Genomic DNA, 24384 nt, shown 5'->3' with positions numbered 1-24384 from the left:
AAGCAGTATCAATACGGGCACCTAAAAAATCACCACGGCGCAATACTTTGGCAAACAAACGCATTTGCCCACTGGTCCGGGCACGTTCACCTTGTAAGCGTGCAAGTGGCAAAGCGGTTTCCTGTGACACGATTTCAAGAAAATCTGTACCCAAAGCATCGAGCTCATCGGCAATATTTTCTAAAAAAACAGCACGCTGTTCAGGTGTGGTATGGCGGTAAGTCTTAAACGCTTGACTGGCTGCTTCACAGGCCTGATTAATCTCTTGCTCGGTTGCATGGTGAAACTCATAAGGCAGAGCTTCACCAGTCGTAGCATGAATACTTTTTAATAAGGTTGTACCTTGTGCGCTGCGTGAACCACCAATAAAGTTGTGTCCGATAATGGTCATAACAAATATCCTGAAATTAATGAGAGTGTCTTGGAAGGTTGTCTTGGTTTACGACTCGCATATATAAAGTTGCGGGTTCCAAACAACCACCAGTAGATAATTGACCTACCATGTTGCGATACATTTCTTGCCAAGGTGTTTGAGATGGAGATACCGTCGGTTTCCATTCACGGCGGCGTTGTTCTAACTCTTCGTCAGAAATGAGCACGTTGACAGAACGTTTATTTAAATCAATACGTAAACGGTCATTGGTTTTAAGTAAGGCAATTCCACCGCCTACCGCCGCTTCGGGTGACATATTGAGAATAGATGGGCTGGCAGAAGTTCCACTTTGGCGACCATCTCCTAAGCAAGGCAGTGAATCAATCCCTTTTTTAATCAACTCCGCTGGGGGAGCCATATTGACGACCTCAGCACTACCCGGATACCCCACCGTACCTGCACCACGAATGACTAAAATACAATGTTCATCAATGTTTAAGGCAGGGTCATTGATACGTGCGTGATAGTCTTCGGGACCTTCAAAAACGATTGCGCGTGCTTCGAAGCTATTTTCATTGTTTGGATCTGATAAATAGGTTTTTTTAAATGCTTCGCCCACTACAGACATTTTCATAATGGCACTGTCAAAAAAATTGCCACTGAGCACAATGAAACCAGCACCATGTTTAAGAGGTTGATCATAAGGGAAAATGACATCCGCATTTGAGGTTTTTGCATTTTTGGCAATTTCCCCCATTGTTTTACCGCTAACCGATGCACAATCTTCGTGTAATACACCAGCTTTTTGTAATTCGTGTAAAACGGCAGGAACACCACCCGCACGGTGGAAACCTTCACCCAAATATTTACCCGCCGGCATACAGTTCACAATAAGCGGAATGTTTTCACCCACACGTTGCCAGTCTTCTAAACTCAGCTCAATACCCATATGACGGGCAATTGCAATGAGGTGAGGAGGACAGTTACTCGAGGCACCTAAAGCTGAGGCTACTGCGATTGCATTTTCAAAAGATTGTTTGGTCATAATTTTAGAAGGACGTAAATCTTCTAAAACCATTTCACATATTCTTTTGCCGGTCATATAGGCCATTTGCCCACGTTCACGATATGGCGCCGGAATACTTGCACATGTTGGTAAAGACATACCCAATGCTTCTGCCAAAGCATTCATGGAAAGTGCAGTGCCCATGGTGTTGCAATGCCCGACTGAAGGTGAAGCAGAAGTGGTCATTTCCATGAAACCTTCATAGTCAATTTCACCAGTGGCAAGTAAGTTTCTTGCATGCCAAAGCACAGTGCCGGAACCAATTAACTCACCTTTAAAATGACCATCTAGCATTGGCCCACCAGACAACACAATTGCAGGTATATCTGTTGTGGCTGCTGCCATTAAACATGCAGGGGTAGTTTTGTCACAGCCAGTGGTCAGCACCACACCATCAAGCGGATAACCATGCAAGATTTCAACCAAACCTAAATAGGCCAAGTTGCGGTCAAGTGCAGCAGTTGGACGGCGGGTTTGTTCTGCAATCGGGTGGACGGGGAATTCCATTGGAATACCACCCGCGTCTCGAATACCCGCTTTAACGCGTTCAGCAAGTTCTTTGTGGTGACGGTTACATGGGGTCAAATCACTACCGGTTTGTGCAATTCCAATAATCGGGCGACCTGATTGTAACTCGGCACGGGTCAAACCATAGTTCATATAACGCTCAACATATAAAGCGGTCATGTCGGCATGTTCAGGATCATCAAACCATTCTTGGCTACGTAAAAAAATCCGTTTATTTTGATCATTCATTTTTTGATCCTTTCACTCATACTTTTTGAAATTTAGTTTATTTACGGGATGAATCTTGCAATTCAACCGATCGATAATACGTGAAAATTATAGTAATTCACGCTGCTTCAAATTACGCATCAAAGCATTTATTCCAAAATTCCACGGTGTTGCTTTATCACTGGTCATAACCGTGTTGTACAAAGTACCAAGTTTAGGTGAATGAATACGGACGACATCTCCGACTTTATGGGTAAAGCCAGCCCCAGCTTGTTCTCGATCTTGAGTCGGTGCAAATAAAGTACCTAAGAACAAAACAAAACCGTCTGGATATTGATGGTTTTCATTAAGAGTTTGTTGAATTAAATCTTCAGGATCTCGGCTAATTTGCGACATAGAACTCACCCCATTTAACACAAAGTTATCGGTGCCTTGAATTTGCAGTTCAACATCGCAAGTACGAATATCATTTAAAGTAAAAGTATGATCAAAAAGGCGAATAAATGGGCCAATCGCACAAGATGCATTGTTATCTTTCGCTTTACTCAACAGTAAAGCGCTACGGCCTTCAAAGTCCCGTAAATTCACATCGTTACCTAAAGTCGCACCTAAAATCTTACCTTGGCTGTTGGCAACTAATACGACTTCCGGCTCTGGATTATTCCACTCAGACTTTGGGTGAATACCAATATTTTGTCCTGTGCCTACAGCTGCTAAAACAGGGGCTTTAGTAAAAATCTCGGCATCTGTACCAATACCCACCTCAAGATATTGAGACCACATTTTTTGTTCGATTAAATATTCTTTGAGTTGTAGCGCTTTTTCAGAACCGGGTTCGATTGTTTTTAAATTATCGCCAATTACGCCTTGTACAACTTCACGAATCGATTGAGCTTTTTGTGCATCGCCACCAGCTTGTTCTTCAATCACTCGTTCTAACATGCTTGCAGCAAAGGTAACACCTGCCGCTTTAATTACTTGTAAATCAATAGGGGCTAAAAAATATGCCTTGTTGGTATCTGGCTCGGCGACAGTATTGGCAAATAATTCATCAATTGAACCAACTCGTCTTCCTTCAATTTCAGATAAAGCTTTTAAAGGATCAGCACTTTCAAGTAACTCGGAAATAGTATGAAATTTTTCCGAGATATCAAAAACTTGATTTCCCCTTAAAATAATAGGGGATGGACCCGAAATTTGACTTGGAATCCACGCACGGCCAATTAAGCATCCTTGAGTTGCATCATCTGGTAATGAGTTCTGGGAATTTAACGTAAAGTTCATTTAAAGCTTCCTTCTTTTATTTGAAATCATGATATGTTTCTTATTTAATAAACACCAATCGTAATAATTTAATTATTAATAACCAGTGGTTATCAAAAAGGAATTTTAAAAATGGCAGATTTGACTTACTCAAGTTTAAATAACTGGCTTAAATTCAAGCATTTGGTTTTATTAGAGACGTTAGCTAGAACCAATAACATGCATTTGGCTGCCGAGCAGATGAATTTAAGTCAACCTGCCGTAAGTAAAATGCTAAAGGAAATTGAGGGCCTTCTTGGGTTTCAGGTCTTTGAGCGACTGCCCCGAAATATGCCTGTAACGGCATTGGGTGAACATGTCATTCGTTATGCACAGCGTGTTTTGAATGACGCAAAGCATTTTGTCGAAGACATCGAGATTTTACGGTTGGGTGGACATGGGTTTTTAAAAGTAGGGGGAATATTTGCAGCAACCGCCGTGGTAATTCCAAACTCAATTATCGAAATTAAGAAACAATGGCCTCTACTTTCTATCGATGTTGTTGAACAGACCAGTGACCATTTAATGGAAATGTTGAGTGAACATACTCTAGATTTAGCCATAGGGCGTTTTACTGATGTTACGCAAAGCCAGTTTTTTGATTTCCAGCCGTTAGGCCCTGAACCGTTCTGTATTGTTGTCAATAATGCGCACCCATGTGCCCAGAAAAAGTTTTGTACATTAGAAGAATTATTAAAATGGCCGTGGGTACTTTATCCTAAAGGCACACCGATTCGAGAGCGTATGGAAGGTGCATTCGCCCGAGCTAAAGTCAAAATTCCTTTAAATACGGTAAATACCATGTCGATGCAGACCTTTTTACAGATCTTAAAAGGGGCACCTATGGTGGGCATGTTGCCAGAAGCAATGGTGATTGATCAGGTGAAAGAAGGACAACTACAGATTTTAGAAACAGACCTGATTTTAGATGCCCAAGATTATGGAATTTTGACACGTAAAGATGAACCAGTGTCTGATATAGCCGCAGCATTCATTAATATTTTACTTAAAAATGCAAAACGTAAGTAAAGTCCTCAGCCTCAAGTCATAGAAGACTTGGGGCTTTTAAATTAAAAGAAAGCCTATTTAATTTAGTCAAAGTTTCATCATAAAACTGATATTAAAAAGTTATCAATATTTAGAAATTATTCATTGGAAATTATTGCAGGGACTCCTTATCGTTTAATTCATGATGATTAAAAATCTTTAAGTGAATAAGAATTAGGAAAGGATCCCTGTATGAATGTGTTAATTACTGGCGGCACGGGTTTTATTGGAAAGCAAATCGCCAAAGAGATTTTAAAAACCGGAAGCCTGACTTTAGACGGTAAACAAGCTAAGCCCATCGATAAAATTATTTTGTTTGATGCGTTTGCTGGTGATGATTTACCGCAAGACCCAAAAATTGAAGTGGTGATTGGTGATATTACCGACAAAACCATAGTGGCAAATATTACAGAAAAAATTGATGTTGTTTGGCACTTAGCCGCCGTGGTGAGTTCGGCAGCAGAGGCCGATTTTGACTTGGGAATGGATGTAAACCTTTATGGCCTTTTAAATTTATTAGAAGAATTAAGAAAAAAACAAACAATGCCTCGAGTCATTTTTGCGAGTGGTTGTGCTGTATTTGGTGGTCAATTACCAGAAGTTGTAACAGATGATACGGTGGTTACACCAAAGTCCTCTTACGGTATGCAAAAAGCAGTAGGAGAATTGCTCGTTTCAGATTATTCACGTAAAGGCTTTATTGATGGCCGTGTTTTAAGATTACCGACTATTGTGGTTCGTCCGGGTAAGCCTAATAAAGCTGCATCTACATTTTTTAGCTCAATTATCCGCGAGCCTTTAAAAGGTGAAACGGCAGTTTGTCCAGTCCCGCCAGATACTCCGGTTTTTATTACTTCACCACGACGCTGTGTTGAGTCAATGATTAAGGCTGCGTCAATTTCTTCAGATGCACTCCAAGATAACCGAATTATTCCCTTACCGGGATTGACCGTTACCGTTAAGCAAATGCTTGAGGCTCTTGAAAAAGTTGCCGGTAAACAAGCAACTGATTTAGTGCAGTGGCAAGAAGATAAAATGATTCAAAGGATTGTTCAAAGTTGGCCGGTTCAAGTGAAAGCTGAATATGCCGAATCTTTAGGTTTCCAAGCAGATGAGAATTTTGAAAGCATCATTCAGGCACATATAGAAGATACCCAAAATTAATGGCAGTGATCGCCAATTCATGTGAGAGTTATTATGGAAGATATCAAAAATGTCACTGCTCTCGAAGAGCAGACAATTAAACGTATTTCAAGTCGCATTATCCCGTTTCTTATTATTTTATTCATTATGGCTTTTCTAGACAGAACCAATATTGGTTTTGCTGCGCTACATATGAATGATGCAATTGGAATTACCCAAACTATTTTTGGTTTAGGTGCGGGTGTATTTTTCTTGGGATACTTTATTGCAGAAGTACCGAGTAATGTTTTACTTCATCGGTTTGGTGCACGGATCTGGATTGCTCGAATCATGATTACTTGGGGAATTATTGCTGGGCTTATGGGATTTATCCATAGTGGTACCCAATTTATTATTTTACGGTTTTTACTGGGTATTGCAGAAGCGGGTTTCTTTCCGGGGGTTATTTTTTATTTAACCTTATGGTTTCCTGCTAAATATCGTGCCCGTGTCTTCGCGACTTTCTATTTAGGGTTACCAATTGCCCAAATTATTGGAGCACCAATTTCAGTCGGCCTTATGCAATGGGGCAATACCATTGGCTATGAAGGCTGGCGTTTAATGTATGTTTTAGAAGGGATTCCTTCCATTATTTTAGGATTAGTCTGTCTAAAATATTTAACCAATAACCCGAAAGAAGCACAGTGGTTAACAGCTGAGCAGCGCCAATGGCTCATGAATACGCTAGAACGTGAAGAAAGACAAAAAGAGCAATCTGCCGATGCTGCTTTAACAAAAGGTGAACTCATTAAACAAGTGTTTAAAAATCCTTTAGTGTGGATTATGGCAATTGTTTATTTTGGAATTACGTCTGGTTCAAATGCGATGTTCTTCTTCTTACCAAGTGTTTTAGAGTCATTCCGTAACACCTTTGGTATGCAAATCAGCCTTATCCAAAATGGCTTACTCACTGCTATTCCATATGCATTTGCGGCGGTTGGTATGGTTTTATGGAGCCGCCGTTCTGATCGTAAACAAGAGCGTTATAAACACGGTGCTTGTGCAGCACTTATGGCGGCTTTCGCAATTGCGATTGCTTTGATTGTGAATCAACCGTGGGCAATTATTGTGGGCTTTATTCTGCTCGCAATTGGTGTATTTAGTGCAATTAACATTTTCTGGACTATCCCTGGGCAAACTTTAACAGGAGTGGGTGCCGCAGCCGGTATTGGCTTAATTAACTCTGTAGGTAATTTAAGTGGTTTTACTGGTCCATATTTAACAGGCTATTTATATACCACCACTGGCACCTATACAGTAGCGTTCCTTGCCATTGCAGGATTTGTCGCCATGGGCGGTTTAGGGTTACTGCTTTTAGCAAAGTTAAAGTCTGATAGCCTAAAAGTAGAACAACGGCGACTTAAAGTGCGGACTGCTACGGAGATGAAATAATGGCTCGGATTGGTTTTGTTGGAACGGGCATTATGGGAATGCCAATGGCCATGAACTTATTAAAAGCTGGTCATCAAGTTAAGGTTTGGAATAGAACTTCATCTAAAGCAGAAAGTTTAAAAGAAGCTGGTGCACATGTTTGTAGTGAACTTGAACAAGTTGGAAAAGATGTAGAGTTTCTGATTTGTATGCTCAGTGATGGAAAAACCTGTGATGAAATTCTATTTCAAGAATGTGGTGCAATCTCACAGCTAAAACCCGAAAGCACGGTCATAGTGATGAGTTCGATACCTGTTGAAGTTGCAAAAACACAAAGTGAAAAATGTAAAGAAAGAGGACTTAGATATTTAGATGCACCTGTTTCTGGCGGTGAAAAAGGTGCTCAAAATGCAAGTCTGGCGATTATGGTTGGCGGCGATGCTCAAACATTTTCACATGCTGAACATGTTCTATCTGCCATGGGGCGGCCAATTTTAGTTGGAGATGCTGGCTGTGGAATGCTGGCAAAACTCGTCAATCAAATGATAGTCGCATCCACCATTGCGACCGTGAGTGAAGGTTTATTGCTTGCCAGTAAAGCAGGAGCAGACCCGATAAAACTAAAACAAGCATTAACAGGCGGTTTTGCAGACTCTCCGATTTTGCAACAGCATGGCGAACGCATGTTAAATCGAGATTTTAAACCGGGAGGTACAGCTCGAAACCAGCATAAAGATATTCATACAGCCGTTAGCTATGCTAAATCGCTTGAGTTGAATTTACCTATAGCCCAAAAAGTCAGTCAATTGTTCGAAAATATGCTTGCTGCCGGAGATGGTGAGCTTGATCATTCTGGTTTAATTCGTGAGCTTGAACGAATGAATCATGTGTAATATTGCTTTAATTTTAGCGGTACTTGATGAATAGACATAATCAAGTACCGCTTTTTTTCTGGTATTAATTTTTTAATAGTCCACGTTTATTGCTTTTATATATTCTTAATATCTACTGACGGAGAAACCCCAAAAAAGCGTTTATATTCTCTGGAAAATTGGGACAAGCTTTCATAACCGACTTGCATACTGGTAGATGAAATATCGTATTCTTCGGTCATTAATAAACGCCGTGCCTCGGTCAACCTCATTCTCTTTTGATACTGTAAGGGACTCATTGAGGTTATATCCCTAAAATGTTGATGAAAACTTGATGCACTCATCCCCATTGTGCTTGCCAGTTCTTCAATACTAAATGGTTTCGCAAAATTTGTTTTCAGCCATTCAATCGCCTTCACAATTCGATGACCTGTAGTGCCTGCCGCTACAATACGTTTAAGTCGATCGCCTTGCGGGCTCATCAATAAACGATAAAAAATTTCCTTAATAATAAGAGGAGACAAGATGGGAATGTCTTGTGGCGCATCTAGTAATTTTATTAACCGTATAAACGCATCATTCAGCTCTGAATTGACTACTCCAACAGCCATTCCTTTTTTCTCAGTATTTACATCTTTAAAGGGAATATGGGCCTCAAGCATGATTTGAGCAAGTAAATATGGGTCTAGCCTTAGCACAATTGAGAGATAGGGTTGTTCAACAGAAGCTTCAAGCACTTGAGCAATTACAGGCAGGTCAATTGCAGTAAAAAGGAAATGGTTAGAGTCATAAGTATAAGTCTCTTCGCTAAGAATCACCTGTTTTTTGCCTTGAGCAATCATACATAGACTCGCATCCATCATACTGCTACTTGGTTTGGTCAATGTCTCTGCACGATATAAAGTCAGTCCCGTAATAGCTGTTTCGAATGTGCCTTTTTCTCGTGTCCATTGATCGACAAGTTGAGCCAATTCTTGATTATGGTTAGACCTATTCGCCATTCAGATTCTACCGATTACCCTCTGTATTTTTATTGTAGGCATTTCAAATAAGAAAAATAGTGAGAAGTGCAACAATTCGGAGGATTAGGCAAATCTGTGAGAGGAATAGAACAACACCTTACAACTTTCATTTTTATACTGATGAACATGGCAAAAACTGATTGATTCAATTCTGCTGGACTACCGCTTCCAAAGCATATTCATATGGTTTCAAAATCAATGGCCATTAATGAATAGCCAGTGAATAAATCATTTCTATTTAAACATTATACATGAGAGAAAAATATGACAACTGAAGTTTTAGGTTATGCCGCGCTGTCATCAGAAACTCCTTTAGTTCCGTTTAAATTTGAACGTAGAACCCCACGTGAAGATGATGTTGTCATTCAAATTGAGTATTGTGGTGTTTGTCACTCTGATCTACATCAAGCTAAAAACGATTGGGGATTTAGTGCTTATCCATTAGTTCCCGGCCATGAAATTGTTGGACGTGTTACCTCAATCGGTCCTAAAGTCACAAAGTATAAAGTTGGTGATTTAGTGGGCATTGGCTGTATGGTCGATTCGTGCCGTACTTGTTCTGCTTGTCATTCAGGACTCGAGCAATATTGTGAAGAAGGTAACATCCAGACTTATGGCGGCGTAGATCGCCATGACCAACGCCCAACTTATGGTGGATATTCACAAAGCATTACCTGTAGTCAAGATTTTGTATTAAAAGTACCTGAAAATCTGGATGCTCAAGCTGTACCACCACTACTTTGTGCGGGTATTACCACATGGTCGCCGCTACGTCACTGGAATGTTGGAAAGGGCAGTAAAGTTGCTGTCGTTGGTTTAGGTGGTTTAGGACACATGGCGATTAAACTTGCCAATGCTCTAGGCGCTGAAGTGACACTATTTACTCGCTCAGCAAACAAAGAACAAGATGCAAAACAACTTGGCGCACATCATGTAGTCTTATCAACAGATGAGAATCAAATGAAGTCGGTATTAAATCAATTTGATTTAATTGTTGATACTGTGCCTTATAACCATGATTTGAAGCCTTATATTCCAACTTTAGCTTTAAATGGAACCATTGTATTAGTTGGATATTTAGGTGAAATTAGCGCAAATTCAGTACCTATGATTTTAGGTAGAAAATCAATTGCAGGCTCGGTTATTGGTGGAATTAAAGAAACACAAGAACTACTCGATTTTTGTGGTGAGCATAATATCGTTTCTGAAGTAGAGATGATTAATATGCAAAACATTAATGAAGCTTTTGAACGTATGCTAAAGAGCGACGTGAAGTATCGTTTTGTGATTGATATGAAAACACTGTCTGAAGATTAATTCAGACATTATTTGAGCTGTGCATACTATAGCTATGTGTGCACAGCCCATCAGGTTAATTGATGCGAGCGCTATGATTTAGAAGGTATATATTTACGCATAGCAAAGATAAATAGCTTAAATAAAATACTAAATCCAAAAACAGGTAAGCTGAGTCCTAACACGAGGCTCACCGCTATAAACATGATTAAATTATTTGACTCGCTTTTGTAGACTTTTTGCCCAATCATTAAATAGTTTTTATTAGTTAGTAAATTTGGCGTTTTTTTTGCTTACTATCTAAGGTCTTATCTAACATACTTAATTTGATTGCTGTATAAATGATGATTCAAAACGTCTTGCTCTCTTATGGTGTTTTTTTCACATGAAAAATGCACTAAATAAACACATCTTTTTATTTTGCACTCTATTTGTGCACGGGGTGCCATAATGAAGTTATTGGCTTCATTACTCACTTTACTCATTCTATGTGGATGTTCCTCATCTGAGCAAAATAGAAAAACTCAAGAAAACTCAACCTCTCATTCAATATGTGTTTTTGATAGTACAAATACAAAAGTCTGTGTAGCCAAACCTGCCCAAAGAATTGTCTCTTTGTTTGAGTCGGGTTTAGATGGCCTCTATATGCTAGGGCAAGGCGACAAAGTAATTGGTATACCTGCCGAAGTATACATTCAACCTTTATTATTTAATGCCTATTCAAAAATAGATAAACGCATTGCTAATAAACAGCTTGCAGCACCTTCGCAAGGAGCCAATGCAACCAATATTGAAAGTCTGATGCTGTTAAAGCCTGATCTGGTAATTGTAGGAAGCGGGCAGACTCAAACGATTGAACTGTTACGGCAGTTTGGCATTGCTGTATATGTGATGGAGTCAGGCACCTATAAACAAGTGAAAGAAGAGCTGTCTGAAATTGCTATTCTAAGCGGTGCCCAAAAGCGAGCTCAGGAAATTTTAAATTTCTCTGATGAAATTGTGGCAGAAGTCGCAGCCAAAACGGCCCGTCAGCCAAATAAACAATCGATTTACTATGCTTGGTCTGGTGGACGAATTTTTTCTACCTCGGGACGTCAGTCGATTACCAATGACTTTATTGAGCTAGCGGGTGCGTACAACATTGTTCAGACCGCTGCTAACCAACCTAACGTAAACCCCGAGACATTAATTGAATGGAACCCTGACAATATTGTGCTTTGGAATACCAATCCTAAACTGATTTATGAACGAAAAGAATTACAGGGTTTAAGCGCTGTACAAAACCGAAAGGTATTTAATTTGAGTCCTGCATTTATATATAACCCGCACACCATCAAAATCATTATTACGGCGATTTATCTAAATCACAGTATTTATCCTGAACAGTCTGATTTACCAGTAAGTACTTTACAACAGCGTATTTTAACCAAGTTGTATGGTGAGCAGCTTGCTAAAGCGTTGGTGCAATGAATATGGAAAAGCTGAAGTATTACTGGTTTTACCCATTACCTTTCATCATGATTTTTATCTCATTGCTTATTGGGCCAACTCAAACGTTAAGTGCATGGGATTATTTGTTTTGGGGTGTACAAGCGGTCTTTGGTACACCATATTTTGACGCTGAACAATTTAGGCTGATGCAAAACATTTTAGTAAATGTCAGGCTGCCTAGAATTTTACTGACCTTTATGGTGGGAGCTGCATTGGCAACCGCAGGTAATGGCTTGCAGGCATTGTTTCGTAATCCTTTGGTCGACTCGTATGTACTTGGTATTTCATCTGGCGCTGCTTTCGGTGCAGCTTTGGCACTTTCTTTAAGTTGGCTTTCGCCAAATCTATCCGCCTTTATTTTTGGTGTTTGTGCTGTTGCCTTAACGTATTTATTTGCACATCAAAAACATGAAAGTCAGACGTCTTTAGTGATGGTGATTTTATCGGGCATGATTGTTTCGGGATTGTTTTTAGCAGGACTTACGGTTATTCAATACCTAAGCGATCCATTTAAATTACAAGCGATTGTGCAATGGACGATGGGCAACTTACATCAGGCTTCTTGGCAAAAGGTTCAATACGCCGTGCTTCCGATTTGTATTGGTCTTGCCGGATTATTTGCGATGCGTTGGCGCTTAAACTTAATGGCACTCGGTGCTGAAGAAGCACAGGCGGTGGGTGTTAACCCAAGGTGGGAACAGCTTCTTTTAATTGCTCTGGTGACTGTATGTACGTCAACTTCTGTGGCTGCGGCAGGCATTATTAGTTTATATGGGCTGTTTATGCCACATATTGTGAGAATGTTGGTTGGGCCAGATCATCGCTACAGTATTCCTGCCAATATGGTGTTGGGCGGCAGTTTTCTACTGTTGATTGATAACTTTTCTCGGGTTTTACTGACGTTTGAAATACCGATTGGTATTTTTACTATGCTACTTGGTGCGCCATTTTTCTTATTATTAATGAAAACACAGAGGACTCATTGGGCATGATTCAAATTGATCAGTTAAATTATGCCTATGGGCACAAACAGGTTCTTAAAAATATTCATCTAGAGTTTCCCGAAAATCAGTTTTCAGTGATTTTAGGGCGTAATGGTTGTGGTAAATCGACACTGTTTAAATTGATGGCGGGCCTAGAACCCGTAAAAGATGGCTTGATTCGTTACTCTGGAAAAGCACTATCGGACTTTAAAGGAAAAGATCGGGCAGCCTTACTCGGTTTTTTACCACAGTTTCATAAAACCGTATTTCCATTTTTGGTTAAAGATGTGGTGATTACGGGGCGTGCTGCTTTTAGCAGATATAGACCTTCAAAATCAGACTGGGAACGTGTAGAGCAAGCTTTACTTGATTTAGATATTGAGCATTTGCGTGACCGTCCTTATACCGAGTTATCGGGTGGTGAACGGCAATTGGTTATGATTGCGCGTATTTTAGTGCAAGCACCGAAAGTCATTTTGCTCGATGAGCCAACCAATCATCTCGATGTTTATTATCAGTCTTATTTAATGAAAAAATTGCGTCAGTTGTCGCGGCAAGATTTTACGGTGATTGCGATTATGCATGATCCCAATTTAGCTTTTTTATTTGCAGATCATCTGTTTTTTATGCGCCAACACGAAGTGGTTAAGCCTGAGTCTAAAACACGAATCACCGATCCTAAGTTTTTAAAAAGTGTCTATGATGTTGAGTTCCATGAAGCCATGATTCAAGACAAAACCATTGTGATTCCTGATCATTCTTGGCTATGAATATGTTGAATTATCAGCTAGTGGGCAAAACTGATTATGAGTCAGCGGTAGAGTTTGCACTTTATACAAGACAGTTGTTATTCCCAGAAATCTATCATGGGCAAGTCCCCAAAGATTTACAAAATTTTGAGCAACATTATGTCCATGATCCACTGGGCTGCTTCATTACAGTAAAAGACCAAAACCGTATTATTGGCACGATTGCATATCGGGCTTATGACCATCGTTTTGATTTAAATTTACCGCTTAATACGGTTGAGGTGGTTAAGTTATTTGTATTGCCTGAATACCGCCGTAATGGCATTGCAACCATGCTATGTAAAATGTTGTTTAGCCATGCCAAAAAACATGCTATTACTAGTTTGTATTTGCATACTCATCCATTTTTACCGGCGGCTGAAGAGTTTTGGACTCTACGAGGTTTTGAGGTTATTCAACGCGAATGGATTGATACGTATGACACCATTCATATGAGTAAATCTTTATAGCGTTTTATTATGCGCATGAAATCTTTTTTGAAAATGGGTAGGTGGATAACCCATAATTTTGCTGAACATTGCGGTAAAAGCTGCCGAGTGTTCATAGCCCAAACTAAAAGCAATTTCCGTAATCGAGATATTTTCTTTTAAGGCATTTAAAGCATAAATAATGCAGACTCGATTACGCCAAGCCTGAAAGGACATACCTGTTTCTGACTTAAACCAACGATGAAAAGTTCGTTCACTTTTATTGTGGTCATTTGCCCAATCTTTAGGGCTGCTATGAATATCAGGATGCTGCATAAACTCAGCACACTGTTTAGATAATAATGTGTTGTTAGGCAGCGGAATAAACAGAGGCAGGGCTGGTGCAGCTTCTAATTCATATAACAATAAATCGATAAGAGCGCCGTCACGGCCTGAGCGCGAGTAATCAATGGATAACTTATTTGCCTGAATGAGCAATTGATGTAACAAAGGCGAGACTTGTATAACCTCGCAATAGTTTGCTTGTCTTGGGGCATTACTCACTTCTATATACAAACTATAAGTACTGACTTTAGATAACCATACCTGATGTGGTTTGCCTGCCGGTATCCATACACCGCTGTACGGTAATACGAGCCATTGTCCATCTTCAGTTTCAACTTTCATGAGGCCTTCGGGTGCATATAAGAACTGTGCACGGCGATGGCTATGCGTATCTAACAAGGTATCAGCAGGATAATCTGACCCTAACGCTAGAACTGCTTGTGGTAGATGGTCTACATCGTTAATTGGAATATTACGCATATATTTTTGGCTGAAACAAATAAAAATATGGCTTTTCTACGTTAGTTTGCCATATAGCTATTTTATATCATGCCTCTATAAACGTGAGGAAGATGATGATGCTATATGAGCTATTTTTATTTGGACTACTGTCAGGCATAACGACTTGGTTATTTGGTTTTGGCGGCGGATTTGTTGCTGTACCTTTGCTTTATACAGTCATTATTCAAAAGTGGAGTAATGAAAGCAGTGTCAGCATACATGCTATGCAAATCGCCGTAGCCACATCAGCTTTTGTCATGCTCTGCTCGGCAAGTTTTGCAACCTTTCGACACTTCCGGTCTGGACATATAGATTGGCAAAAGATCCGCTTTTTGTGGGGTGGTATTGCACTTGGTGGAATTGTCGGTGCGGTAATGGCCTCATTGTTTAATGGAAATTGGCTTCGCTGGATATTTATGGGCTATGTGTTCATAACCATTCTAGATTGTTATTACCGACCAGGGTTTATAGTGACCTCAAGGCAAAAGCAACACTATGGTCAAAACAGTGAACTCATTAAAGGGGGCATTATTGGTTGGGTTGCAGCACTTTTAGGTGTTGGAGGAAGTGTAATGACGGTTCCTTTATTACGGCGGCGGGGCAGTTCTATGGCAGAGGCCGCGGCTATTGCAAACATTCTCACGCTGCCTTTGTCTTTAACTGCAACGCTGACCTATTGTGTGTTGTCGGTATGGCAATCTGAATGGGCACCTAGTGGATTTATCGGTCTAATCTGGTTTGAAACTGCTTTATTCTTGGTTGCAGGAACATGGATCGGACTATATTTTTCAGAAAAATTTATTTCAAAACTACCTGATTTATGGCGGGCAAAGTTATATCCGCTACTTTTAATAATAGTTCTACTCGTCATGTTTTTTGTAAATTAACTTTTTATTTCAATTAATTGAAGAATCATCTCTCTTAAATATCGAATTTCTAAATGCTCTAAAACTGCAAATTTTATGTCTTAAAGGGCGTTGAAAAAAGTTTAAAAATTAGACTTGAAATATATAGTGGCTTTGTGCCACTATATATTCATCGAAGGTCATCAGACAAAAAGAGGATGATATGGCTATCCAGCTTTTAGATGCGGCAAGAAACGAAATTCCAGTGAAATTTACGCAGTTTTCTGGTGGCGAGCGTCATGTTCAAATTGATGAGACAACCTTAGGTTCACTATATGGCAATGTATTGGTTCGTGCACACATGGCCTCAAGTCACGATGTGATGGACTATTTACTACTTGAAAATATATTGCTGACTCAGGGTTTAACCATTGACCTAGAAGTTCCGTATTTTCCATATGCACGTCAGGACCGTATTTGTGCAGTAGGCCAAGCGTTCTCGCTTGATGTGATGACCAAGTTACTCAACATCAATGCTGACAAAAAAGCGGGCAACCAAGGCAAGATCACTGTTTGGGACTGTCATAGTGAAGTAACAACAGCATTACTTGCTACCAATACTTCTTTTAGCGAAGTTGTAAACATCAGTTCAGTAGACATCATCGCAAAGAGTGAAGCGCTAAGCACATTGTTAAAAGATGAAAAAACAGTGCTGGTTTGCCCAGACAAGGGCGCAAAAGCACGCACACAAATGGTCGCAGATGCTTTTAATTCTGAGCGCAAACAACCAATCACTATTGTTCAGTGCGATAAAAAACGTGATCCAATAACTGGCAAAATTTTAGGTACACATGTACATGCGACTGATTTATCAGGCCTCACAGCGGTCATTACCGATGACATTTGCGACGGCGGTGCAACCTTTATTGGTATTGCCAAAGAACTGCGTCGCCTCAATTGCCATAAGGTCGTTCTATATGTGACCCACGGTATTTTCAGTAAGGGAACAGAGGTTTTTGATGGACTGTTAGATCAACTGTTTACCTCAGACAGCTTTCCACAACAACCATCAGACAAAATTTCAGTAATTGCTTTTGCAGCAGAATAAAGAGAACAAAGATGACGATTAAACTTAATCCATTAAACGCTATCGATTTTTATAAAGCCGATCACAGACGTCAGTATCCAGCAGGTACAGAGTACGTGTACGCAAACTTTACGCCGCGTTCATCTCGACTCGCTAAAATGTTGCCTGACTTCGATGATAAAGTTGTGTTCTTTGGTCTTCAGGGTTTTATCAAACACTTTTTAATCGATACATGGAATGAAGGCTTTTTCAAGCAACCTAAAGACAAAGTGGTAGCTGCATATAAACGCCGTATGGATAGCTCATTAGGTGAAGGTGCTGTACCAGTCGATCATATTGAAGCTTTACACGATTTGGGTTATTTACCTTTACGGCTTAAAGCTTTGCCAGAAGGTAGCCGCGTCAATATGCGTGTACCTGTGCTTACCGTAATTAATACCGACCCGCGTTTCTTTTGGCTAACCAACTATATTGAAACCGTACTAAGTGCTGAACTTTGGAAAAGCTGCACTACGGCCACAATTGCCTATGAGTACAAACGTTTATTAACTCAATATGCCGTAAAAACTGGCGCACCACTCGATTTTGTACCTGTGCAAGGACACGATTTTAGTAGCCGTGGCATGAGTGGAATATATGATGCGGCACAATCAGGAGTAGGCCACTTAACCAGTTTTATTGGAACAGACTCGGTTGCTTCAATCGACTACGCAGAAGAATATTACAATGCCACAGGTGTGATTGGGGTATCTGTACCAGCGACCGAACACAGTGTGATGTGTATGGGTACAGAAGACAGTGAGCTAGAAACATTTAAACGTTTAATTTGCGAGCTTTATCCGTCTGGTGTTGTCAGTATTGTGTCTGATACTTGGGACTTTTGGCGAGTCATTACAGAATTTACGGTGGCTTTAAAACCTGAAATTTTGGCGCGACAACCTAATGCTTTAGGCTTGGCTAAATTGGTTTTCCGTCCAGACTCTGGTGACCCAGTTAAAATTATTTGTGGTGACCCAGACGCCAAAGTCGGTAGCCCAGCATATAAAGGCGCTGTTGAATGTTTATGGGAAGTGTTTGGTGGTACAACAACTGACCAAGGCTATAAAGTACTGAATGAACGTGTCGGTTTAATTTATGGTGACTCCATTACCCTAGACCGTGCACAGCGTATTTTAGAAGGGCTAGAAGCCAAAGGTTTTGCTTCAAACAACTTGGTGTTTGGTATAGGCAGTTTTACCTATAACTACTTAACTCGCGATACCTTTGGGTTTGCTGTGAAAGCGACTTGGGGACAGGTGAATGGTGTAGGCCGCGAACTGTTTAAAGACCCGATTACTGACTCAGGCGTTAAAAAATCTGCGAAAGGTCTATTACGCATCGAAGAAAGTGAAAATGGCTTTACTTTGTTTGATGAGCAAACAGCCGAACAAGAACAAGGTGGAGCACTTAAAACCGTCTTTGAAAATGGTAAACTTCAATATGAGTGTACTTTGGATCAAATACGTGAGCGTTTATCCATCGCATAACTGAGTTTAGATGAGCCGTTGCATGAGTATCGGCTCATCATTTTCATTGAGAGACTGAACGTGACTATTCAAACTGAACAAGAATTCCTTGCCAGTTATGATCGCCGAGATTATGACGCACCTTTACTCACTGTAGATATGGCTATTTTCTCGGTATTTAATGGTCAGTTGCAGGTATTACTCATTAAGCGGCCCAACTTTCCAGCCAAAGACCAATGGGCCTTACCGGGTGGTTTTGCCGATTTAAAGCACGATCAAGATTTGATGGCCACAGCTTATCGTAAGCTGGTCGAAAAAACAGGAATTAGTTCACCTTACTTGGAACAAGTTGCTTCTGTCGGTAACGCGAAACGTGACCCGCGTGGTTGGGCAGTAACCATTTTGTATTTTGCATTAATTGATTTTAATGCCTATCAACATCAAGCATTGGCTGAATACAGTGAATGGGTGCCTGTAGCAAAAGCACAAGATTTAGCATTGGCGTTTGATCATAATGAATTGCTCAGCTTAGCTTTAGAGCGTTTAACCAGTAAAACTCGCTATACCGCATTGCCAGCTAGTCTAATGCCCGAGTTATTTACACTGACCGAGCTACAGACTATTTATGAAATTATTCTTGGACAATCCTTAGATAAAAAAGCGTTTAGACGCCGTATGATAGAAGCAGGTGCAGTTGAAGAAACCAACCACAGTAAAATTGTAGGCAAACGACCAGCCCAGCTTTACCGCTATGCACTCGATTCTTTTGATTTTATATTTCCTCGTTCACTCGAATTACCTAGAAATAAAGAGGGTGAAGGCAAGCAAAACAATGAGCTTTCTGACTAGCGCATCTTGATGCGCTTTTGATTTATAATGCCGCGCTTATGATTGATGTCATGTTTTGATAAGCGCTTTGCCTATGTCACAAGTTTCTCCCTGCTTCCAGCAAAACCAGTTTTTTGTGTTGGTGGAGTACCTCACTTCACTACATGAAATTTATCCTATAAGACATGAGTTTGCAGGGTACCCGGCTGCAATGACATTGGCAGATCGAGTACATTCGGATCATGATATCGCGCCGCTTGAAGCCAGTAAAAGTTACCCTGAATCAATCGATAAAGTCTTACACTTTTCAGGTAAAGCGAGAGACATACAAGACTTTGAGCTCTTTTTAGAACAAGCTCAAGCAGCCAATATTCAAAACTTGTTATTGCTTACAGGCGACAAACTCAAAGAACACCATAATGGTCGAGATGGGCAGCCTCGTAGTCGTTACCTAGAGTCGGTAAACGCCGTAATGGCAGCTAAGCAACATGGTGGTTTTCGTATTGGGGTTGCTTTTAATCCGTTTAAATATGTCGAAGCTGAGCGTGATGCACAGTATTTAAAACTGCATAAGAAGATTAAAGCAGGTGCTGACTTTATCATTACCCAATTGGGCTATGACATTGAAGCCTTAAAACAAGCCAAATCATTTTTAACCAAGCATGATTATTCGCAGCAAATACTAGCTTGCGTCATGCCACTGACTTTAGGCCGTGCCAACTTCATGGTAAAGCATAAAGTTGCGGGTATTGTGATTACTCCACACATGCTAAAAGTCTTGGCAGAGGAAAAACAGGCAGGGCATACAGACCGTGTTTATTTGCGCTGCGCTTTACAGATTTTAATATGTGAACACTTAGGATTTGCGGGTATTCATTTATCTGCTTGTCATAAGCCAGAAGAGCAAATGCTGCTTGAAAGTTACATCGAGCAATACAGACATCTTAACCTTAAGGCCTTAGAAGAGCTTTGGAATTCACTTTGGCAAGTCACGACAGGCAAAGAGTTTACCCCTGAAATTGCTCGTTTTTCACGTCAGCCAACATCTAAACAAATCATTAAATATCGCCAACTGCATGTGATGCATGAGGCCCTGTTCGGATCTAAAATTGCCAAAGGCTTTGGGCGGTTTATTTTTAAAGCGCCTTTTTGGGAATATTCTGTGGTTGCTAAAGCATTACTCAAAACAGAAGTATTGAGTAAACATAGCCTAGTCGGCTGTGAAAGCTGTGGTCAGTGCCGTTTAGGTGACACTTTATATATTTGCCCTGAAACATGTCCCAAAGGCTTAGCCAATGGTCCTTGCGGTGGAACAACTTTAGACTGCTGTGAATTTGGTGACCGTGAATGTATTCATTCTGTCAAAGCAAGACTAGCCAAAGCGGTTAAACAAACCGAAATATTAAAAGAGAAACTGATTCCAACGGTGCCTCTTGAAACGAGAGGAACCAGTTCTTGGAAAAACTGGTATTTAGCGACTGAGGCTTAAGTTTTGTACTAATCCGTGATTTGATTTTGTTAAAAAATCAATTTATATGCTAAAGCAGGGTAATAATTTAAAAATAACAATCGTTTGCCTTAATTATGTCCAATCAAAGTGATCACCTAGGAGTATACTTAAAGCAAATCTTTTGCGTTAAAAGAAAGGCTGTCTCAATGAAAAAGTTGGTTGCTGTACTTACTGTAATTGTTGTTTTAACTGGATGTGTCTACGACCCTGTTAATTACAACAAAATACACGACCAAGAGTTCCAAGACCACCTCAGGCAAAACGGTTAGTAATAAAAAAGCCCACTCAATGAGTGGGTTTCATTTGGAATAACTTTAGAAGAAATTTTTAAGAGTTTAATTAATAAACAAAACCACTTAAATTACTATTTTTGAAGGTTTGTTCACCTTTTAATAGTAGGTTTAAACTTATTTGTAAGTTTGTTTTATCTAAAAATAATAAGCTATTTTACTTGTTGTAATCGCTTATTTATTAAAAAATCATTACTTATAAGATTAAACATTCTGTCAGTTTTACTATTGTAAATTTAAAGAAATATAATATTTATAGCTTATATATCTTATTTGTATAACTATAACAATTTAGATTGTTAACCAATTTTGAAATTACATATTATTTTAATTAATAATACTTAAATATTACATAATTAAACTTATATTTAATAATATTGCAATAAAAGGTTATTTAGTAAATTTAAAAAACCTTGTCTACCAAGTGGTAATTTATTTGTAAAACAATTATTTATATTCGATTCTTTAAAATAAATTTATATAGAAAATTTAGACAAATTCGAATTACATAATTTTTAAACATAGTTTATATAATATGATTAATTGACATAAATAGAAGAAATATATGTCAAAGAGGTCAATGATATTTAATTCACTTAAGAACCATAATTTGCACCAAATTTTACGCTGTCACGATTCATTGAATAAAACCAAGTGAAAAGTTACGTAAAAAGAAACCAATAATTTTATTGGCTTAAATAAAAAATCGAATATTACAAATAAGCGGAATGATTATGGATAACGTAGCTCAGCTAGAAACTGATACTAATTTCCAAAGCCGAAAGAAAATAACTTGGGGTGTTTTTAGTGTCCTGCTGTTATTTTTAGTTGCTGGCATCTTATATTATTTTTTTGTATACCGATTCTATCAATCTACTGATAATGCTTATGTACAAGCCGATGTCACTTGGGTAATGCCAAAGATTTCAGGCGAAGTGATGGAGTTATTAATTAACGATAATCAGGTGGTAAAAAAGGGGGAAACTTTAGCGGTATTAGACCATCGTGACTACCAAGCTCGATATGACCAAGCCCGTTCTGTGGTCAGCCTAAAAGAAGCTGCACTGGGTGTACAACAACAAAATGAAAAGTCTGCCAAGTCTTCAATTATTGAAGCAAATAGTGGTGTAGTGGCAGCGCAAGCAGACCTAGCGCGTTTGAAAAAAGAGTTCGAGCGTTATCAAGATCTATTAAAAGATGGCGTAATTACCCGACAAAATTTTGAAGGGATTCAGTCTCAATATTTAACGGCTCAGGCACAGCTCAGCAAAGCGCAAGCCGCCGTAAATGCAGCAGAAGCTCAGTTGGGGAGTTTACAAGCGAGTCGAGCGCAGCTTTTAGCAGATATTCAAAGTGCCCATGCAAATTTAAACCTGTATCAAGTCGATTTGGCTTCATCAAAAGTGGTTAGTCCTGTAAGCGGTAAAATCGGTAGTCTGGCAATTCAAAAAGGCTCACGTGTTTCTCCACAAACCCGTTTAATGGCGATCATTCCTGAAAATAGTTTGTATGTACAGGCGAACTTCAAAGAAACTCAAATTGAAAAAATGCATATTGGTCAGAAAGTTAAATTAAAACTTGATGCCTATCCGAGCCTGACCTATACCGGAAAAATTGAGAGTTTTTCTCCAGCTTCAGGCGCAACTTTCTCACTCATGCCACCAGACAATGCCACAGGCAACTTTAACAAGGTTGTACAGCGTATTCCTGTACGTATTGCTATAGATTCAAGCCCACATATTGATTTGATAAAACCTGGAATGTCGGTGAGCGCCACCGTTGACCTAAGAACTTAATAATAAAATTTTGGGTAATCATAAATGAATAAGCATGTTGAAGCCGAGTGGAGGTTTCCCGCAAAAACTGCATGGGCAATTTTTGCTGCCATGATTTTTGGCAACTTCATGGCGATTCTTGATATTCAGATTGTGGCGAGTTCTTTAAACGAAGTACAAGCTGGTATGAGTGCAAGTCGTTATGAAGTCACTTGGGTACAAACGGTTTATTTAATTGCCGAAATTATTGCAATTCCAATGTCGAGTATTGTCTCGCGAGTGCTTTCAACACGGGTGTATTACACCATGTGTGCAATAGGTTTTACGGTCAGTTCTTTACTTTGTGCTTTGTCATGGAACTTGGAAAGTTTACTGGTGTTCCGTGGCATTCAAGGCTTTATGGGTGGCGGGATGATTCCGACTTCCATGACGGCGTTGTATTTACTGTTTCCAGAACCAAAACGCTCATTACCTTTGGTCATGTTTGGCATGATCAGTACTTTAGGTCCAGCAATTGGCCCAACCATTGGCGGTTGGCTTACCAATAACTTCTCATGGCACTGGATGTTCCTGATCAATATTATTCCGGGCATTATCATTGCTACGGTCATCTACTCAGGTCCAAATATTGACCGTGCCAACTATTCACTCATCAAAAGCATGGATTGGTTTAGTTTGGTGGGTATGGCGATGTTTTTGGGTGGGCTTGAATATTTCCTTGATGAAGGCGCACGACATGACTGGCTTGCAGACACAGGCGTTCGGATTGCTTTTATGGTCTGTGTTGTAGGCGGCATGATTTTCTTCTCTCGAAGTTTTACTCAGCCTAAACCTTTGCTCGATTTATCGGTATTTAAAAATAAAAACTTTACCTTAAGTGCCATTACAACGTTTGTGATTGGCATGGCGCTATATGGCTTGGGTTACATGATTCCTGTCTTTCTTGGGCAAGTCCGTGAAATGAACAGTAGCCAAATTGGTCACGTCATGATGGTGACAGGTATTGTCATGTTCTGCTTTGCGCCATTTCTTGCGTGGCTCATTCCCAATTTTGATACCCGCAAAACCGTATTTGTCGGAATGATTCTGGCGGGCTTTGGTGTCTGGCTTAATTCACATTTGAGCATTCATAGTGATTATGACTTTATGTTTTGGCCGCAAATTTACCGTGGTATTGGCCTCATGATTTGCCTGATTGTGGTTTCGCATTTAGCTATGAGTACATTACCACTCAGTAAAGTAGCTGATGCCAGTGGTATTTATAACCTGATGCGTAATATCGGCGGCGCTGTGGGGTTAGCACTTATCAATTCATCCTTAGATTGGCTGACCGCCATGCATGTCACCCAGATTAATCAGTCGATGACACCGCAAAACTGGATATTTACAGAACGGCTTGACCAGCTTACGGCGCAATATCAGGAAGTTGGTGCAAATGCCCAGCAAATCGCACTGAGTGTGATTTATCGTGACATTCACTTTCAAGCACTGACATCGAGTTTCAATGACTTATTACGCATGCTCGCAATCATTATGTTTGTGACCGCCTTTTTAACCATATTTATGGATCGGGGGAAGAAAATGAATATGTAGCGATTTAGAAATAAAAGGCAGCTTTCAAAGAATGAAAACAATAGGGCATATCAAAACATATCCCTTCATAGAAAAAGAACATTGATATGAGTTTCGAATATCGCTGTATGAGATAGGGGAACTCACAGATCTGGATGTGGGAGACTAAA

General features: G+C 39.8%; 22 protein-coding genes and 1 pseudogene. 17 read left to right on the top strand and 6 right to left on the bottom strand.

Going from position 1 to position 24384, the window contains the following annotated elements:
- The 3 genes from NQ782_RS12370 to NQ782_RS12360 all read right to left on the bottom strand — a co-directional run.
- A partial coding sequence (locus NQ782_RS12370; protein WP_267581194.1) for an aldehyde dehydrogenase family protein occupies positions 1-391 on the bottom strand: 391 nt, incomplete at its 3' end.
- Between the two features lie 16 nt (positions 392-407).
- The gene (locus NQ782_RS12365; RefSeq protein WP_057094289.1) at positions 408-2195 is read right to left on the bottom strand and encodes an IlvD/Edd family dehydratase; all 1788 of its coding nucleotides are present in this window, start codon (positions 2193-2195) and stop codon (positions 408-410) included.
- An 87-nt stretch (positions 2196-2282) separates the two neighbouring features.
- Positions 2283-3458 carry a fumarylacetoacetate hydrolase family protein gene (locus tag NQ782_RS12360; RefSeq protein WP_001011893.1) on the bottom strand — a complete coding sequence of 392 codons (1176 nt, stop codon included), beginning with the start codon at positions 3456-3458 and terminating at the stop codon, positions 2283-2285.
- 111 nt (positions 3459-3569) lie between these two features.
- Here NQ782_RS12360 and NQ782_RS12355 point away from each other — a divergent pair, with 111 nt between their 5' ends.
- From NQ782_RS12355 to NQ782_RS12340, 4 genes are all read left to right on the top strand, one after another.
- A complete protein-coding gene (locus tag NQ782_RS12355; protein ID WP_000774594.1) occupies positions 3570-4505 on the top strand; it encodes a LysR family transcriptional regulator in 936 nt (311 codons plus the stop codon).
- A 210-nt stretch (positions 4506-4715) separates the two neighbouring features.
- Entirely contained in the window at positions 4716-5687 is a 972-nt protein-coding gene (denD, locus tag NQ782_RS12350; protein WP_057094287.1) for a D-erythronate dehydrogenase, read from the top strand.
- Positions 5688-5720: 33 nt separating this feature from the next.
- Positions 5721-7097 (top strand): MFS transporter, encoded by a 1377-nt coding sequence (locus NQ782_RS12345; RefSeq protein WP_057094285.1) that lies wholly within the window; start codon positions 5721-5723, stop codon positions 7095-7097.
- Positions 7097-7969 (top strand): NAD(P)-dependent oxidoreductase, encoded by an 873-nt coding sequence (locus NQ782_RS12340; protein ID WP_016805386.1) that lies wholly within the window; start codon positions 7097-7099, stop codon positions 7967-7969. The genes NQ782_RS12345 and NQ782_RS12340 overlap by 1 nt, the downstream gene beginning before the upstream one ends.
- Before the next feature lie 95 nt (positions 7970-8064).
- On the opposite strand, the gene NQ782_RS12335 is transcribed toward NQ782_RS12340, so the two are convergent.
- Positions 8065-8949, bottom strand: a complete 885-nt coding sequence (locus tag NQ782_RS12335; protein WP_057094283.1) for an AraC family transcriptional regulator — start codon at positions 8947-8949, stop codon at positions 8065-8067.
- Positions 8950-9234: 285 nt separating this feature from the next.
- Here NQ782_RS12335 and NQ782_RS12330 point away from each other — a divergent pair, with 285 nt between their 5' ends.
- Positions 9235-10287 carry an NAD(P)-dependent alcohol dehydrogenase gene (locus NQ782_RS12330; RefSeq protein ID WP_000206303.1) on the top strand — a complete coding sequence of 351 codons (1053 nt, stop codon included), beginning with the start codon at positions 9235-9237 and terminating at the stop codon, positions 10285-10287.
- Positions 10288-10358: 71 nt separating this feature from the next.
- Here NQ782_RS12330 and NQ782_RS12325 read toward each other — a convergent pair.
- Positions 10359-10460: pseudogene (locus NQ782_RS12325) on the bottom strand (hypothetical protein); the annotation flags it as partial.
- Positions 10461-10716: 256 nt separating this feature from the next.
- Here NQ782_RS12325 and NQ782_RS12320 point away from each other — a divergent pair.
- Genes NQ782_RS12320 through NQ782_RS12305 form a run of 4 tightly spaced genes read left to right on the top strand, consistent with a single transcriptional unit; the run spans position 10717 to position 13998 of the window.
- Positions 10717-11736 (top strand): ABC transporter substrate-binding protein, encoded by a 1020-nt coding sequence (locus NQ782_RS12320; RefSeq protein WP_057094280.1) that lies wholly within the window; start codon positions 10717-10719, stop codon positions 11734-11736.
- 2 nt (positions 11737-11738) lie between these two features.
- The gene (locus tag NQ782_RS12315) at positions 11739-12749 is read left to right on the top strand and encodes an iron ABC transporter permease (RefSeq protein ID WP_086230965.1); all 1011 of its coding nucleotides are present in this window, start codon (positions 11739-11741) and stop codon (positions 12747-12749) included.
- Positions 12746-13510: an ABC transporter ATP-binding protein gene (locus NQ782_RS12310; protein WP_057094276.1), complete on the top strand. Its 765-nt coding sequence runs from the start codon at positions 12746-12748 to the stop codon at positions 13508-13510. The genes NQ782_RS12315 and NQ782_RS12310 overlap by 4 nt, the downstream gene beginning before the upstream one ends.
- Positions 13507-13998: a GNAT family N-acetyltransferase gene (locus NQ782_RS12305; RefSeq protein ID WP_057094274.1), complete on the top strand. Its 492-nt coding sequence runs from the start codon at positions 13507-13509 to the stop codon at positions 13996-13998. The genes NQ782_RS12310 and NQ782_RS12305 overlap by 4 nt, the downstream gene beginning before the upstream one ends.
- Here the strand turns inward: NQ782_RS12305 and NQ782_RS12300 are convergent.
- Positions 13993-14781: a helix-turn-helix domain-containing protein gene (locus tag NQ782_RS12300; protein WP_057094272.1), complete on the bottom strand. Its 789-nt coding sequence runs from the start codon at positions 14779-14781 to the stop codon at positions 13993-13995. The genes NQ782_RS12305 and NQ782_RS12300 overlap by 6 nt on opposite strands.
- 98 nt (positions 14782-14879) lie before the next feature.
- Here NQ782_RS12300 and NQ782_RS12295 point away from each other — a divergent pair, with 98 nt between their 5' ends.
- The 8 genes from NQ782_RS12295 (at position 14880) to NQ782_RS12260 (ending at position 24235) form a co-directional block, all read left to right on the top strand.
- Positions 14880-15689, top strand: a complete 810-nt coding sequence (locus tag NQ782_RS12295) for a sulfite exporter TauE/SafE family protein (protein ID WP_057094270.1) — start codon at positions 14880-14882, stop codon at positions 15687-15689.
- Between the two features lie 181 nt (positions 15690-15870).
- A complete protein-coding gene (locus NQ782_RS12290; protein WP_057094268.1) occupies positions 15871-16755 on the top strand; it encodes a phosphoribosyltransferase family protein in 885 nt (294 codons plus the stop codon).
- 11 nt (positions 16756-16766) lie between these two features.
- Entirely contained in the window at positions 16767-18260 is a 1494-nt protein-coding gene (locus tag NQ782_RS12285; RefSeq protein WP_057094266.1) for a nicotinate phosphoribosyltransferase, read from the top strand.
- Positions 18261-18320: 60 nt separating this feature from the next.
- Positions 18321-19088 (top strand): NrtR DNA-binding winged helix domain-containing protein, encoded by a 768-nt coding sequence (locus NQ782_RS12280; protein WP_000155299.1) that lies wholly within the window; start codon positions 18321-18323, stop codon positions 19086-19088.
- Positions 19089-19161: 73 nt separating this feature from the next.
- Complete coding sequence (locus NQ782_RS12275) at positions 19162-20556, top strand: methylenetetrahydrofolate reductase C-terminal domain-containing protein (protein ID WP_267581195.1); 1395 nt, start codon at positions 19162-19164, stop codon at positions 20554-20556.
- A 167-nt stretch (positions 20557-20723) separates the two neighbouring features.
- Positions 20724-20846, top strand: a complete 123-nt coding sequence (locus NQ782_RS12270) for a hypothetical protein (RefSeq protein WP_000737387.1) — start codon at positions 20724-20726, stop codon at positions 20844-20846.
- 755 nt (positions 20847-21601) lie between these two features.
- Positions 21602-22663, top strand: coding sequence for an HlyD family secretion protein (locus tag NQ782_RS12265; protein WP_005124018.1), 1062 nt, complete (start codon positions 21602-21604; stop codon positions 22661-22663).
- A 24-nt stretch (positions 22664-22687) separates the two neighbouring features.
- A complete protein-coding gene (locus NQ782_RS12260) occupies positions 22688-24235 on the top strand; it encodes a DHA2 family efflux MFS transporter permease subunit (RefSeq protein WP_016685934.1) in 1548 nt (515 codons plus the stop codon).
- Positions 24236-24384: the final 149 nt, after the last annotated feature.

The sequence above is a fragment of the Acinetobacter sp. BD54 genome (assembly GCF_044778325.1).
Classification (GTDB): Bacteria; Pseudomonadota; Gammaproteobacteria; order Pseudomonadales; family Moraxellaceae; genus Acinetobacter; species Acinetobacter baumannii.
This window is presented reverse-complemented; position numbering and strand designations above follow the sequence as displayed.